Raw genomic sequence first — 14,334 nt, 5'->3', positions numbered from 1 at the left:
GGCTGGGCGTCAGCCCGTCGCACCTGCGAGCATGGACCCATGCCGAGTGTCGAGGGAACCCGTGCACGCCGTGACACCGCGCGGCGCCAGTGGCTCTGGATCGGCCTGGGCGCGGTCGTGGTGGCGGCGCTCGTCACCACGCTCGTCCTCGTGCTCCCCCAGACCCGGGACACCGGCGGACGTCAGGTGGCCGAGCGGAAGACCGCCGCCGAGGCGTTCCCGGGCGGCCTCGCGAAGCAACCCGCCGACGAGAACCAACCCGGCAAGCGCGAGGCCGAGGCGCGGGCCGACGGGCAGGACACCACGGCCGCGAAGATCGCCGTGATCGCCGACCAGCCCATCGCGACGTGGCTCACGAACACGTCGATCCCGAAGACGCGCGAGACGATCCGCGACGTCGTCCGGAGCGCCGAACGCCAGCGGGAGACCCCGGTGTTCGTGCTGTACAACGTCCCCGACCGCGACTGCGGCAGCTACTCGAAGGGCGGGACCGAGGCGAGCGCGTACCTGCCGTGGGTCCGCGCCGCTGTCCAGGCGATGGCCGGCTCGAAGGCGGTCGTGCTCGTCGAACCCGACGCCATCGCCCAGATCCAGGTGTGCAAGCGGCTCGAGGACGAGCGGCTCCCGCTGCTCCGGAAAGCCGTGGGCGAACTGACCGGCCACGGGCTCACCGTCTACCTCGACGGCGGCAACGAGAACCGCGTGCCGACCGCGACGATGGCGAAGTGGTTGCGCGAGGCCGGGGTGGACCGGACGCAGGGGTTCTTCACGAACGTGTCGAACTTCTACCGGGTCGACCAGGAGCGCGCCTACGCCGACGAGCTCGCGGACGCGATCGGCGGCGACCCGCACTTCGTCATCGACGTCTCGCGCAACGGCCAGGGCTGGCGCGGCACGTGGTGCAACCCGGACGGCGCCGGCCTCGGGCAGACCCCGCGCGTCACCCAGGGTTCCACCCGGCTCGACGCCCTGCTCTGGGTGAAGACGCCCGGGCTGAGCGACGGCACCTGCAACGGCGGCCCCGCGGCCGGGCAGTGGTGGGAGTCCTACGCCCTCGGTCTCGTCGAGAACCGCAAACGGGACTGACCCGGGGCCGCGGTGACCGCGCTGTCGGTGCCCGGTGGTTGCATGACGGCATGACCCCGACCGGCCGCCTCCGCTCCGTCGTCCCGCCCTACCTCCTCCGCGCCGTCGCCGACGCCGACGCGTTCCCCCGTGCGGCCGAAGGTGCCCGGACGGCCCTCGCGGCACTCGCCACCGTGCAGCAGCCGAAGCACGATCACCGCGTCCGGCCCCGGGGCGTCAGCGGGACGGCGAACCGCTCCCCGCAGCGGACCATCTCCGACGCGCACGGGTCCACCACCCTGCCGGGCACGGCCGTCCGGCACGAGGGCGACCCGGAGTCCGGCGACGCCGCGGTGGACGAGGCGTACAGCGGCCTCGGCGACACCCACGCGTTCTGGCTCGAGGTGTTCGGCCGCGTGTCGATCGACGGCGCCGGACTGCCCCTCGACGCCACGGTCCACTACGGACAGGACTACGACAACGCCTACTGGGACGGCAGCCGGATGGTGTTCGGCGACGGGGACGGCGAGGTCTTCAACCGCTTCACGATCGCCGTCGACGTGATCGGACACGAACTGGCGCACGGCGTCACCCAGTACACGGCAGACCTGACGTACCAGGGGCAGTCCGGGGCGCTCAACGAGTCGATCAGTGACGTGTTCGGCTCCCTCGTCGCCCAGTACGCACGCCGCCAGAGCGCCGAGCAGGCCTCGTGGCTCATCGGCGAGGGGCTCTTCACCGCCGCGGTGCACGGGGTCGCACTCCGGTCCATGAAGGCGCCGGGAACGGCCTACGACGATCCGGTGCTCGGCAAGGACCCGCAGCCCGCGACGATGGCCGGGTACGTCGACACGACCGAGGACGACGGCGGGGTGCACACGAACTCGGGCATCCCGAACCACGCCTTCCACCTCGCGGCCACCGCGATCGGGGGCAACGCCTGGGAGGGGGCGGGTGCCGTCTGGTGGGACGCCCTCACCTCGGACGCCGTCACGGCCTCGATCGACTTCGCCGGGTTCGCACGGGTGACGGTCGACGCCGCCGGCGCCCGGTTCGGCCAGGGTTCGACCGAGCAGGCCGCGGTGCAGACCGCCTGGCGGACGGTCGGCGTGCTCAGCTGACCCCGCCGACGTGCTCGACGGCACCGGTCGCTCGACGGCGCCGGGCCCGCGGCGTACCGTCGGTGGCATGCACATCGACGTCCGCCGCACCGGGGGCTTCGCCGGCACCACGCGGGGCTGGCGCGTCGACACCGACTCGTGCGACGATCCGGCCGGCTGGTCCGACCTCGTCGATGCCCTGCCCCAGGGCGCCCCGCCCACTCCGAACCCAGCGGTGCGCGACGACTTCACGTGGACGATCACCGTGGAGCGCACGACGGTGACGATCCCGGGCAGCAGCCTCGAGGGCCCGTGGGCCCGGTTGGTCGCCCGGGTGCGCGACGAGGGCGACCAGGTCTGACGCGGCGCCGGTCCCGCCGACCGCCGACCGCCGTCCATGCCTCGGCGACCACCGTCCACGCCTCGGCACGAAAGCGACAGATCGGCGCGTGAGACCGCAGCAACCTGTCGCTTTCGCGCGGCGGTCCGGACGAAGTGGCGCCCGACTGTCGCCTTCGCGAAACCGACGGTCGGCCGCAGACGCGACGCGGGCGGCCGCAGACGCGACCAGGTCGGGCCGGGAGGCGCGTGGCGGGCCCGCCACGCGCCTCCCGGCCCGGACGGATCAGGCCACGTCGATGACGGTCAGCCGACGCGTCGGCCGCGTCATCGCGACGTACACGGCCGCCGCCGCCCGCGCGGCGTCCGCGCCGACCCGCTCCGGGTCGACGAGCAGCACGCCGTCGAACTCGAGACCCTTCGCGTCCGCGCCGGTCAGCACCGTGACGGAGCCGGGTCGCGGCGAGCCGAGGGAACGGACGTCGGCCTCGGTCCGGGCGAGCCGCTGCCGGACGGCGTCGACGTCGGCCTCGGGGACGATGACACCGATGGTGCCGCTGCCGATCCGGTCGCGCTCGCTGTCCACCACACGGGCGACGGTGTCGAGCACGTCGGCACGGTCCACCCGCACGCGCCCGACCGGGTCGCCGTCGCGGACGGCCTCGGTCCGGGTGACGGCGAGTCCGGCGGCGTCCGCGAACTCCCCCGCAGCCTCGACGATGGACCGCGGGGTGCGGTAGTTCACCGTGAGCTCCTCGACGCGGTGCGCGATCGGCACCTCGGGGGCGCGACCCCGACGGCGACGGGCGAGCGCGCCGATGACGTCGTCCCAGGTGCGGGCGGCCCCGGGCGAGGACCCCTGCGCCATGTCCCCGACGATCGTGAACGAGCGGAGCGGGTTGCGCCGCGCGAGGACCCGCCACTGCATCGGCGAGAGCTCCTGAGCCTCGTCGACGACGATGTGCCCGTAGGTCCACTCGCGGTCCTCGGCGGCACGCTCGGCGGTGGTGCGGGCGTCGCCGCCCTCGGCGAAGGACCCGGCGACCTGTTCCGCGGTGACGATGCCCTCGACGCCCATGTTCTCGATGGCCTGCCGGGCGTTCTCGATGTCGCGGTTCCGACTGGCCTTGGCCGCGCGCTTCGCCGCACCGCCGGTGGGGTCGAACGGGCCGAGCAGTTCTGCGGCCTCGTCGAGGAGCGGGACGTCCTCGACCGTGAAGCCGGCGCCGCGCGGACGCTCGAGCAGGGCCCGGCGCTCCGGGGTCCAGTGCGGGGTGAGCGAGGCGAGCCAGTTCGGCCGGGCGAAGAGGTCCTCGAGGAACTTCTCCGGCGGCAGCGGCAGCCACGCGGTGTTGAGGAGCACGCGGGCGTCGTAGGAGGACCGGATGTCCTCACGCAGGACCTTCTCGTCCGCCTCGTCGACGGCGGTCCCGCGCTCCCGCAGCTGGTCCGCGAGCAGACGCACCATCGAGTCGAGGGCGATCTTGTTGAACGTGACCCGGGCCGCGTTGTGCGGCTTGCCGCGGTCCTGCGCCCGCTTCATCGCGTCGGCGACGAGCGCCGGCGGCACGACGAGGCGCTCGCCCTCGACGTCGAGCGTGACGGACTCGGTCGGGACGACCTGGCGGGACTTCACGGCGCGGCGCAGGAGCGCGGCCATCTCGGCGGAGCCCTTCACCGCGGCGACGTCCCGCCGGTCGTGCTTCGTCGCGTGCACACCCGGGTAGAGCGACCCGAGGGAGGCCATCACGACGCCCGTCTCACCGAGCGACGGCAGCACCTGCTCGATGTACGTGAGGAACGCGGGCGATGGGCCGACCATGAGCACGCCGGAGCCCCGGAGCCGCTCGCGGTAGGAGTACAGCAGGTACGCGGCGCGGTGCAGCGCGACGGCGGTCTTGCCGGTGCCGGGGCCGCCCTGCACGATGAGGACGCCCTCGAGCGGGGAGCGGATGATGCGGTCCTGCTCGCCCTGGATCGTGGCGACGATGTCGGTCATCCGCCCGGTCCGCTCGGCGGTGACGGCCGCGAGGAGCGCCCCCTCGCCCTGCAGGTGCGTGCGCTCGTCGTCGTAGAGGCTGGCGTCGAAGACCTCGTCCTCGATGCCGACGACGTGGCGGCCCTCGAGCGTCAGGTGCCGACGGGCGCGCATGCCCATCGGGTGCGCCGCAGTGGCCTGGTAGAAGGCGCTCGCACCGGGAACGCGCCAGTCGAGCAGCAGTGGGCGGTGGTCGGCGTCCCGCAGGCCCACACGGCCGATGTAGCGGAAGGTGTCCTCGTCGGAGTCCGGCTCGGAGACCTCGAGGCGGCCGAACACCAGCCGGTCGCCGACGCGGTCCAGCGTTGCGATGGTGTCCTCGTAGAGCCGGGCGAACGCGTCACGCTCGCTGCGGCTCTGGTGGTTCCCGCCGACGGCCTGGCGACGGGTCTCGGTGAGTCGTTGTTCGGCCTCGGCGGTCAGTTCGTCGAGACGGGCGAAGAGCCCGTCGACGTAGCCACGCTCGCGGTCGATCTCGGTCGGTTCGGACACACACAACCCTTCGGGAAAGAGGGGTGTCCAGTGTAGTCCCGCCGAGCGTCGGGACCGCACCGCTGCGCAGGACGGACGGGCTCACCGACCGGCCTGCGCAGCGGAGCCCGTCACATCTCTTCGTGGGTGTCCGGGTCGGCGTCCCAGAGCCGTCCGCGCTCGAGCGCGGTGATCGCAGCGACCTCGTCGTCGGTCAGCTCGAAGCCGAACACGTCGAGGTTCTCGCGCTGCCGTCCGGCGTCGCCCGACTTCGGCACCGGGACGGCGCCGATCTGCACGTGCCACCGCAGCACGACCTGTCCGGGGGTCACGCCGTGGGCGCCCGCCGCGTCGAGGATCGGCTGTGCGGTGAGCAGGTCCGACCCCGTCCCGAGCGGGCTCCAGCTCTCGGTCACGATGCCGAGTTCCTGGTGCACCTTCCGCAGTTCCGCCTGCGGGAAGTACGGGTGCAGCTCCACCTGGTTGACGGCGGGTGCGACCCCGGTGGCGTCGACGATCCGGCTGAGGTGCTCGGGCGTGAAGTTCGAGACGCCGATCGAGCGGACCTTGCCGCTGTCGCGCAGGTCGACGAACGCCTTCCACGTCTCGACGAACTTGCCCACCGACGGGTTCGGCCAGTGGATCAGGTACAGGTCGACGTGGTCGAGCCCGAGGTTGCCGAGCGTCTCGTCGATCGATCGGTGCGCCTCGTCGTAGCCGTGGTGCCGACCCGGGAGCTTCGACGTGACGACGAGGTCCTCACGCGCCACCTCGGACTCGCGGACCGCCCTGCCGACGGCGTCCTCGTTGCCGTAGTTGAGCGCGGTGTCGAGGAGCCGGTAGCCGCCGGCGATCGCGGTGCCGACGGCTGCTGCACCCTCGTCGCCGTTCAGGCCGTAGGTACCGAGGCCGAGCTCCGGGAAGCGGTGGCCGTCGTTCAGCTCGATCGTCGGGGCACCGACCTGCATCAGCGGACCCCGAGCAGGTCGATCACGAAGATCAGGGTCTTGCCGGAGAGGAAGTGGCCGCCGCCGGCCGGGCCGTAGGCGAGCTCCGGCGGGACGACGAGCTTGCGGCGCCCGCCGACCTTCATGCCGGGGATGCCCTCCTGCCAACCGCGCACCAGGGCCGCGAGCGGGAAGTCGATCGGCTCGCCGCGGTTCCAGGAGCTGTCGAACTCCTCGCCCGTCTCGTACTCGACGCCGGCGTAGTGCACCTTGACGGTCGAGCCGGCGCTGGCGACGTCGCCGGAGCCCTCCACGATGTCGGTGATGACGAGCTCGGTGGGGGCAGGACCCTCGGGTGCGTCGAACTCGGGCTTGCTGTTCAGGTCAGTCATGCCAGCCAGTCAACCAGAGAGCGCACATCCGACGCGCACCAGGAGCGCAGCGGACGCCGAGGCCCCAGAATGGTTCCACCGTGACATCACCCACTCCCACCGACGAGCGCCCACGGCGGCTGCTCGCGGACCTCACCCCCCTTCGTCGCTCCCCCGCCTTCGCCCGGCTCTGGGCCGGCACCGCCATCGCCGGCATCGGCACGCAGATGACCACCGTGGCCGTCGGCCTCGAGGTGTACGAGATCACCCACTCGACCTTCGCGGTGGCACTCGTCGGCGTCATCGCCCTGCTCCCGATGGTCGTGGCCGGCCTGTACGGCGGGATGCTCGCGGACGCCTTCGACCGGCGCACCGTCGCGCTGGTGTCGTCGATCATCGCGTGGGTCGCGGTGGCCCTGATCGCCACGCACTCGTGGCTCGGGCTGCACAGCGTCGTGCTCCTCTACGTGCTCGCGACGGTGAACGCGGTCGCCGCGACCGTCAGCAACGCCTCCCGCTCGGCGATCGTGCCGCGTCTCGTCGGCACGGACCTGCTCCCCGCGGCGAGCGCCCTCGGCGGGATCGCGTCCGGCTTCCAGGTCACCGTCGGTCCAGCGGTCGCCGGTGTCCTCATCGCGACCGTCGGGTTCGCGCCGACCTACACGATCGACGTGGTCCTCTTCACCTGCGTGTTCCTCGGGGTCTTCACGCTGCCGAGGATGGCGGCGGAGCACGGTGCCCTCCGGCCCGGGCTCGGCTCGCTGATCGAGGGGGCGAGGTTCCTCCGGAAGTCGCGCAACATCACGATGACGTTCGTGCTCGACATCATCGCGATGACGTTCGGGCAGCCGCGTGTGCTGTTCCCAGCGATCGGCGCGCTCGTGATCGGCGGCGGGGCCGTCACGGTCGGGGCGCTCACCGCCGCGTACGCGATCGGCGCCCTGCTCTCGAGCGTGTTCTCCGGACCACTCGGGCACGTCCGCCGGCAGGGTGAGGCCGTCGGCTGGGCCATCACCGCGTACGGCGCCGCGATCGCCGGGTTCGGCGTCGTCATCGCGGTGGCGAACCTGCTCGGTGGGCGCTCCGGGGAGTCGTTCTCCGTCGGCATCCTGCCCGCGCTCGGGCTCGCCGCGCTGTTCCTCGCCGCCGCCGGGGGTGCCGACAACGTCAGCTCGGTGTTCCGGAACACGATCCTGCAGGCGGCGTCCCCGGACGGGATGCGCGGGCGGCTGCAGGGGATCTTCATCGTGGTGGTCACCGGTGGGCCGCGGCTCGGCGACCTCTACGCGGGCCTGGTGGTCGCCGCGGGCATCGCGTACCCGCCGATCATCGGCGGGGTGCTGATCATCGCCCTCGTCGCGCTGCTCCTCCGCCTCGTGCCGTCCTTCCGCCGCTACGACGCCCGCCACCCCCACGCCAACTGACCCCGAGTCTCGGGCGGCGGCACCGAGTCTCGGGCCTGCGGCACCGAGTCTCGGACCCAGCGACAGTTCTCGGGCCGCGGCGCGCGTGACCTGTCGCTCAGCCCGAGACTCGGCAGCGGGCGCCGGACGCGACCGGACGGCGGACGGGAGGCGCGGGGCGGGCCCGCCACGCGCCTCCAGGCCGTCACCGGTCCGGTACCGTACGACACATGCCGGACAGCGCATCTCGCGACCTCCAGCGGACGGGAGTCCGCGCCGTCGTCCGGCGCACCTACCACTCCGTGATCCGGCACCGCGTTGTCGACGCGGCCGCGTCCCTGACCTTCTTCGCGCTCCTCACGGTGTTCCCCACCGCGCTCGCCGTCGTGTCCGCGCTGTCGATCGTCGACCGGCGGGGCGACAGCCTGTCCGACATCATCGAGGTGCTCGGGTTCATCGTGCGTCCCGAGACCGCGTCGCACCTGGAGGGGCCGCTCCGGCAGCTGCTGACCCTCGACAACCCGTGGCTCGGGTTCACGATCGGTGTCGTGCTGACGCTGTGGTCGCTGTCCGGCTACGCCACCGCGTTCGGTCGCGCGATGAACACCGCCTACGAGGTCGAGGAGGGGCGCCGGATCTGGAAGTTCCGCAGCATGATGCTCCTCGTCACGCTGCTCGTCATGGTCGGCGGCGCGATCGCGATCGTCATCCTGCTCGGCACCCCCACCATCTCCGCCGCGGTCATCCGGCAGATGGGCTGGGCGCCCTGGATCGACGACGTCTGGAACGTCGCGAAGTGGCCGGTGCTCGCGGTCGACCTCGTGGTGATGGTCGCCGTCCTGTACTACGCGACGCCGAACGTGAAGACGCCGCAGCTCCGCTGGGTGTCCGCGGGTGCCGGGTTCGCGATCGTGACCTGGGCGATGGCGACCTTCGGGTTCGCGCTCTACGTCGAGACCATCGGCGGCGGGAACAAGGCGTACGGGTGGCTCGGCGGCGCGATCCTGCTGCTCGTCTACCTGTACATCTCGAACTTCGTGCTCGTCGTCGGCGGTGAGCTCGACTCCGAGGTGATCCGGATGCGGCAGCTCCTCGCGGGCATCGAGGCGGACGAGTCGATCCGGCTCCCGCTGCGGGACGTCACGCGGAACTTCACGCTCGCCCGGTGGCGGGACCAGGACATCGCCGCCGCACACCACGTCCGTGTGGCTGCGGCGGAGCGGGCCGCGGACGAAGCGGCGGCCGGCGAACCCCGGTCGCCGACGGCCGAGCACCTGCGCGAGCTGTCCCAGCAGGTGCGCGTCGGCGAACCCCCGATGCCCTGAGCCCGCGGCCGGGGCCGGGGCCGGGCCGGAGCCCGCGGCCTGGCCCGGGGCCCGCGGCCCGCGGCCGGGCCAGGACACGCCTCCTACTGCCGCGGAGGCCGCCCGGCAGCCTCGTCGAGCATCTCCTCGGTGACCACCGGGATCGCCCCCGTCGCGAGCTCGATGCCCGACAGCCGCGCCGGGCTCAGCACCCGCTGCACCTGGTCCTCCTCCATCAGCCCCGCCGCGGTGACGAGCGTCGCGATCGGCGTCGAGGTCGTCAGCGCCGTGTGCGCGATCGACGCCGCCGCCGCGTAGCCGATGTACGGCGTCAGTGCCGTCACGACCCCGACGTTGGTGTCGACCTGCGCCGCGAGCTTCGCAAGGTTCGCCTCGATGCCGACGACACAGTGTTCGCGGAGGGTCGCGCACCCGCGGGCCATCCACTGCAGCGACTGCAGGATCGAGTGCGCGATGATCGGCTCGAAGGCATTGAGCTGGAGCTGCCCGCCCTCCGCCGCCATCGTCACCGTGGTGTCCGCGCCGGCGACCGCGAACGCGATCTGGTTCACGACCTCGGGGATCACCGGGTTCACCTTGCCGGGCATGATCGAGGACCCCGCCTGGCGTGCGGGCAGCGTGATCTCGCCGAGGCCCGCCTGCGGCCCGGACGCGAGCAGTCGCAGGTCGTTGCAGATCTTCGAGAGCTTCGCCGCGCTGCGCTTCACCGTGCCGGACAGCGTCATGAAGGAGCCGGCGTCGCTCGTGGCCTCGATGAGATCCGGTGCCGTGACGATGTCGAGGCCGCTCGCGACCTGCAACTGCCGCCGGACCTCGTCTCGGTACTGCGGATCGGCCGTGATGCCGGTACCGATCGCCGTCGCGCCGAGGTTCGTCTCCGCCAGCAGCGGCATCACCGTGCGGAGCAGGAGGACGTCCTCCTGGATGGTGTGCGCGAACCCGGTGAACTCCTGCCCGAGCGTCATCGGCACCGCGTCCTGCAGCTGCGTCCGCCCGACCTTGAGGACGTCCTGGAACGCCCGGCCCCGCTCCGCGAACGCCCCGGACAGGAGCTCGAGCTGCTCGACCAGGCGCTTCGTGCCGAGGATCATCGCGAGCTTCACGCTCGTCGGGTACGTGTCGTTGGTCGACTGGCTGCGGTTCACGTGGTCGATCGGGTGCAGGTACCCGTAGTCGCCCTTCTCGCGGCCGAGGAGCTCGAGCGCCCGGTTCGCCAGGACCTCGTTCGTGTTCATGTTCGTGCTCGTGCCCGCGCCGCCCTGCACCACGTCGACGACGAACTGGTCGCGGAGGGCACCGTCGCGGACCTCCTGCGCGGCGCGGTCGATGGCGTCAGCGCGCTCGGCGTCGAGCACCCCGATCGCCTTGTTCGCCCGGGCGGCGGCCTGCTTCACGGTGGCGAGGGCCTCGATGAGGTCCGGGTACACCGCGATCGGTACCGACGTGATCGGGAAGTTCTCGCGTGCCCGCAGGGTGTTGATCCCCCAGTACGCGTCGGCTGGGACCTCCCGCGATCCCAGGGAGTCGGTCTCGGTGCGGGTCGTCGCTGACCCGGGATTCTGTGCTGCTTCGTTGCCGGTCACGCCCACGAGGCTAGCCCGTCCGGCCGGTCGGACGCCGGGTCCGCAGCGCGCGTCGTCGAGTGAGCGGGAACCGTCGGGTGGGCGCGCCGGACGCGACGGTTGCTGCGCCCTCGACGCGGCTCCCGACCCGGCCAGCAGACGGCCTGGAGGCGCGGTGCCAGCTGGCTCCGCGCCTCCAGGCCGACGGATGGTCGCGTCACGCGACCGGCGTCAGTGGAACTGCGGGACGATCAGGTAGATCCCGTAGAGGACGGCTGCTGCGCAGACCGCGAAGCAGACGACCGCCAGCGCGCGGAAGAGGCGGACGCCCGGCGGCGTCGAGCCGGGCAGCGGGAACCCGGCGGTGGCCGGACCGACGGTGCCGTCCTCACGCACGGTGTACTTGCCGGCGCGGGTGTCGGCGGCGCTCCAGAAGCGCAGGCCGACGGAGTAGACGGCGACGACGAAGCAGGCGCCGACGAGCGACACGATCGCCACCGTCAAGAATGCGAACCAGTCGATGCCCATCAGCGACGGCCTCCCTTGCGTCCGGCCATCCGGCGGAGTGTGCGCTCGCGGCTCAGCTCGGCGCGGCGTGCCGCGACGTTCTCGGCGCGCTTCTTGCGCTGCAGGTCGCGGAGCTCCTTGCGGGTGAGCACCGCGTTCGCTGCGACGTCGACCTCGATCGCGGCCGCCTGCTCGTGCGGCTTCCGGAGCGACCAGAGGTACAGGCCGAGGATGACCGCGGCGCCGACGACCGCGTCGATGACGAGCCCGGCCACGCCGAAGCGTGCGATGCCGGACGCGACCGCACCGACCGCGGCCGCGGCCGGCAGCGTGATGAACCAGGCGATGACGATCTTGCCCGCCGTCGACCACTGGATCTTCGAGCCGCGACGGCCGAGGCCCGCGCCGATGATCGAGCCGGACGACACCTGGGTGGTGGAGAGGGCGAAGCCGAGGTGGCTCGACGCCAGGATGGTGGCCGCGGTGGACGCCTCGGCCGCGAAGCCCTGGGTCGCGCGGATCTCGGTGAGGCCCGAGCCGAGCGTCCGGATGATGCGCCAGCCGCCGGTGTACGTGCCGAGGGCGATGGCCAGGGCGCACGCGACGATGACCCAGAACTGCACGCCCTGGTTCGACGACTGCGCTCCGGACGCGATGAGAGTCAGCGTGATGACGCCCATCGTCTTCTGGGCGTCGTTCGTGCCGTGCGCGAGCGACACCATCGAGCTCGTGAAGATCTGACCGAAACGGAAGCCGCCGCGTTCGTTCGGGAACACCGGACGCCGGGTGATCCGGTACGCGATGCGCGTCGAGAGGAAGGACACCAGCGCGGCGATCACCGGCGAGAGGAACGCCGGGATGATCACCACGGTGAGGAGCGCCGCGTAGTTCACCGCGTTGAACCCGGCACCGACGATGGCCGCCCCGATGAGCCCGCCGAAGAGGGCGTGCGACGACGACGACGGCAGCCCGCGCAGCCACGTGATCATGTTCCAGACGACCGCACCGATGAGCCCCGCGAAGATCATCTCCGGGCTGATCGCCACCCCGCCCGGGCCCTCGTTGATGAGGCCGTGCGAGATCGACGTCGCCACCGCGGTACTGAGGAACGCGCCGACGAGGTTGAGCACCGCGGCGACCGTGACGGCCACCTTGGGCTTCATCGCACCCGTGGCGATCGGTGTCGCCATCGCGTTGGCGGTGTCGTGAAAACCGTTTGTGAAGTCGAAGAAGAGGGCCAACGCGATGACCAGGACGACTATGAGTGTGATGTCCACCGCGGGCAAGTGTTCCCCATCAGACCGCCGGAGGGCAAACCCTGTTCGCAACCTCGTGTTCACCCGCGCTGCACGACCGTACAGAAACCGACCCATGCCTCTGGGAGAATGGAGGTCATGGACACCGTCGAGCTCCTCATCCTCCTGGTCGGATCGCTGACGGTGACCGGGTTCGCGCGGGCTTGGGGTCTGCCCGCACCGCTGCTCGTCACGGCGGTCGCCCTGGCGGCGTCGTTCCTGCCCGGACTGCCGCCGATGGAGATCGACTCCGAGGTCATCCTCACCGTGATCCTGCCGCCGTTGCTCTACTCGGCGGCGCTCGACGTGTCGTGGCAGAGTTTCCGCGGGTCGATCAAGCAGATCCGACGACTCGGCATCTTCCTGGTCATCGTCACCGCCCTCGTGGTCGGAGCCGTGGCGTACTTCCTCATCCCGGACATGACCCTGCCGGCGGCGATCCTGCTCGGCGCGATCGTCGCCCCGCCGGACGCCGTGTCCGCCGCCGCGATCGGCCGGAAGCTCGGGCTCCCCCGCCGCGTGATGACGGTCCTGTCCGGCGAGAGCCTCATCAACGACGCCGCGTCACTGACCCTGGTGCGGGTGTTCACCCTGATCATCGCGGGGACCTCGCTGACGATCTGGCAGGACCTCGGGATCTTCGGCCTCGCGATCGGCGTCGGCCTCGTGGTCGGCGGGGTGCTCGGCGTCCTGGTGCACTGGATCCGGATGCGCATCAACGACCCCGTGGTCGAGACGATCATGAGCATCCTGCTGCCGTTCGTCGCGTACATCCTGGCCGAGCACCTCTCCGGCTCCGGCGTCATCGCGGTCGTCACCGCCGGCCTCTACATCGGCTACAACTCGCCGAAGGAGGGCTACGCGACGCGCCTGCAGGAGCGCCCGCTGTGGACGAGCATCGACGTCATCCTCGAGGGCTTCGTCTTCGCGCTCATCGGCCTGCAGCTCAAGACCGTGGTGCACGACCTCGTCGTCAGCGAGCGCAGCCTCACCCAGACGCTGACCGCCGCGGGCGTGGTGCTCGTCGTCGTCATCCTGGTCCGGCCCGCCTTCGTCTTCGAGTCGTACATCCGGAACCGGATCAACGGGCGCTGGCTCCGACCCCTGCGGATCAAGCTCTCACGGGGCCACCCGTCGCTCCGCTGGCTGCGCGGCACCGCCGAGCCGAAGCTCAACTGGCGCGAGCTCACCGTCATCTCGTGGACCGGGATGCGTGGCGTGGTCACCCTGGCCGCCGCCGTGTCCGTGGTGGCGAGCCCGACGGAGATCCCCGCGCAGGACACCATCTTCGTCATCGCGTTCATCGTCACCGTCGGCACGCTCCTGCTGCAGGGGCTCACCCTGCCGTTCGTCATCCGGGCGCTCAAGGTGCAGGACCCGGACGAGGACGACGAGGACGTCCGCAGCGAGATGCGGCTCAACCAGCGCACCACCGAGGCGGCGATCGCCCTGCTCGAGAAGCGCCGGCCCGACTGGGCCGCGCAGCTCGGTGACGAGGCCGTGAACGCCGTCGTGAACCGGCTCAAGGCCCGGCTCGAGCGGCAGGCCGAGACCTTCCGGCGCGACGCCGAGGAAGAGGAGGACGAGGAGCGCAACGCCCCCGTCCGGCTCCGCGGGGCGCAGATCCAGGACATCCGGCGCGAGCTGCTCGACCGTCGGCGCGAGATCGTCCTCGAGGAGCGCGAGAAGGGGAACCTCGACGAGGAGGTCATGCGGCGTGTGCTCGTGACGCTCGACGCCGAGGAGCTCGCGATGGACTCGGCTCAGGCGTCGCGCAGCCGGTCCTGACCGCGCGGGCGGGCGCAGCCGGTCCTGACCGCGCGGGCGGGCGCAGCCGGTCCTGAGCGGGCGGGCGGGACGCGGCGCCCGGCGGGCCGCGCCCGGCGGGCCGTGTCCGGCGGGCCGCGCCCG

General features: G+C 72.0%; 12 protein-coding genes. 6 read left to right on the top strand and 6 right to left on the bottom strand.

From position 1 onward, the window contains the following. The first annotated feature begins 39 nt into the window (after positions 1-39). The 3 genes from BLT36_RS08795 to BLT36_RS08785 all read left to right on the top strand — a co-directional run bounded on the left by BLT36_RS08795 (position 40) and on the right by BLT36_RS08785 (position 2,526). The gene (locus tag BLT36_RS08795) at positions 40-1,086 is read left to right on the top strand and encodes a glycoside hydrolase family 6 protein (RefSeq protein ID WP_092094019.1); all 1,047 of its coding nucleotides are present in this window, start codon (positions 40-42) and stop codon (positions 1,084-1,086) included. Between the two features lie 50 nt (positions 1,087-1,136). Then, on the top strand, positions 1,137-2,186 hold the full coding sequence (locus BLT36_RS08790; RefSeq protein WP_092094018.1) for a M4 family metallopeptidase: 1,050 nt from the start codon (positions 1,137-1,139) through the stop codon (positions 2,184-2,186). 67 nt (positions 2,187-2,253) lie between these two features. Further along, positions 2,254-2,526: a protealysin inhibitor emfourin gene (locus BLT36_RS08785; protein ID WP_139166409.1), complete on the top strand. Its 273-nt coding sequence runs from the start codon at positions 2,254-2,256 to the stop codon at positions 2,524-2,526. Positions 2,527-2,790: 264 nt separating this feature from the next. Here BLT36_RS08785 and BLT36_RS08780 read toward each other — a convergent pair whose 3' ends face one another. From BLT36_RS08780 to BLT36_RS08770, 3 genes are all read right to left on the bottom strand, one after another. Beyond that, the gene (locus tag BLT36_RS08780; RefSeq protein ID WP_175529551.1) at positions 2,791-5,034 is read right to left on the bottom strand and encodes a HelD family protein; all 2,244 of its coding nucleotides are present in this window, start codon (positions 5,032-5,034) and stop codon (positions 2,791-2,793) included. A 110-nt stretch (positions 5,035-5,144) separates the two neighbouring features. Then, positions 5,145-5,981 (bottom strand): aldo/keto reductase, encoded by an 837-nt coding sequence (locus BLT36_RS08775; RefSeq protein ID WP_092094013.1) that lies wholly within the window; start codon positions 5,979-5,981, stop codon positions 5,145-5,147. Next, positions 5,981-6,352, bottom strand: a complete 372-nt coding sequence (locus BLT36_RS08770; RefSeq protein ID WP_092094011.1) for an FKBP-type peptidyl-prolyl cis-trans isomerase — start codon at positions 6,350-6,352, stop codon at positions 5,981-5,983. Before BLT36_RS08770 ends, BLT36_RS08775 begins: the two co-directional genes overlap by 1 nt. Positions 6,353-6,432: 80 nt before the next feature. Between BLT36_RS08770 and BLT36_RS08765 the strand changes: the two genes are divergently transcribed. Both BLT36_RS08765 and BLT36_RS08760 read left to right on the top strand, forming a co-directional pair. Beyond that, positions 6,433-7,755 (top strand): MFS transporter, encoded by a 1,323-nt coding sequence (locus BLT36_RS08765; protein ID WP_175529550.1) that lies wholly within the window; start codon positions 6,433-6,435, stop codon positions 7,753-7,755. Between the two features lie 209 nt (positions 7,756-7,964). After that, positions 7,965-9,059, top strand: coding sequence for a YihY/virulence factor BrkB family protein (locus tag BLT36_RS08760; RefSeq protein WP_092094009.1), 1,095 nt, complete (start codon positions 7,965-7,967; stop codon positions 9,057-9,059). Positions 9,060-9,142: 83 nt separating this feature from the next. On the opposite strand, the gene BLT36_RS08755 is transcribed toward BLT36_RS08760, so the two are convergent. The 3 genes from BLT36_RS08755 to BLT36_RS08745 all read right to left on the bottom strand — a co-directional run bounded on the left by BLT36_RS08755 (position 9,143) and on the right by BLT36_RS08745 (position 12,405). Beyond that, the gene (locus tag BLT36_RS08755) at positions 9,143-10,642 is read right to left on the bottom strand and encodes an aspartate ammonia-lyase (RefSeq protein ID WP_092094526.1); all 1,500 of its coding nucleotides are present in this window, start codon (positions 10,640-10,642) and stop codon (positions 9,143-9,145) included. A gap of 210 nt (positions 10,643-10,852) precedes the next feature. Beyond that, on the bottom strand, positions 10,853-11,149 hold the full coding sequence (locus BLT36_RS08750; protein ID WP_092094007.1) for a hypothetical protein: 297 nt from the start codon (positions 11,147-11,149) through the stop codon (positions 10,853-10,855). Continuing rightward, on the bottom strand, positions 11,149-12,405 hold the full coding sequence (locus tag BLT36_RS08745; protein WP_254787459.1) for an inorganic phosphate transporter: 1,257 nt from the start codon (positions 12,403-12,405) through the stop codon (positions 11,149-11,151). Before BLT36_RS08745 ends, BLT36_RS08750 begins: the two co-directional genes overlap by 1 nt. Before the next feature lie 117 nt (positions 12,406-12,522). Between BLT36_RS08745 and BLT36_RS08740 the strand changes: the two genes are divergently transcribed. Continuing rightward, the gene (locus tag BLT36_RS08740; RefSeq protein ID WP_092094524.1) at positions 12,523-14,211 is read left to right on the top strand and encodes a cation:proton antiporter; all 1,689 of its coding nucleotides are present in this window, start codon (positions 12,523-12,525) and stop codon (positions 14,209-14,211) included. The last annotated feature ends 123 nt before the right edge of the window (positions 14,212-14,334 follow it).

The organism is Curtobacterium sp. UNCCL20 (assembly GCF_900101675.1).
In the GTDB taxonomy this organism is placed as follows: Bacteria; Actinomycetota; Actinomycetes; order Actinomycetales; family Microbacteriaceae; genus Curtobacterium.
The sequence above is the reverse complement of the archived record's forward strand: the minus strand, read 5'-3'. Positions and strand labels throughout refer to the sequence as shown.

Coding starts and splice junctions, on each gene's coding strand:
- BLT36_RS08795 (WP_092094019.1), top strand. CDS start 40: ATGCCGAGTGTCGAGGGAACCCGTGCACGCCGTGACACCGCGCGGCGC.
- BLT36_RS08790 (WP_092094018.1), top strand. CDS start 1,137: ATGACCCCGACCGGCCGCCTCCGCTCCGTCGTCCCGCCCTACCTCCTC.
- BLT36_RS08785 (WP_139166409.1), top strand. CDS start 2,254: ATGCACATCGACGTCCGCCGCACCGGGGGCTTCGCCGGCACCACGCGG.
- BLT36_RS08775 (WP_092094013.1), bottom strand. CDS start 5,981: ATGCAGGTCGGTGCCCCGACGATCGAGCTGAACGACGGCCACCGCTTC.
- BLT36_RS08770 (WP_092094011.1), bottom strand. CDS start 6,352: ATGACTGACCTGAACAGCAAGCCCGAGTTCGACGCACCCGAGGGTCCT.
- BLT36_RS08760 (WP_092094009.1), top strand. CDS start 7,965: ATGCCGGACAGCGCATCTCGCGACCTCCAGCGGACGGGAGTCCGCGCC.
- BLT36_RS08750 (WP_092094007.1), bottom strand. CDS start 11,149: ATGGGCATCGACTGGTTCGCATTCTTGACGGTGGCGATCGTGTCGCTC.
- BLT36_RS08740 (WP_092094524.1), top strand. CDS start 12,523: ATGGACACCGTCGAGCTCCTCATCCTCCTGGTCGGATCGCTGACGGTG.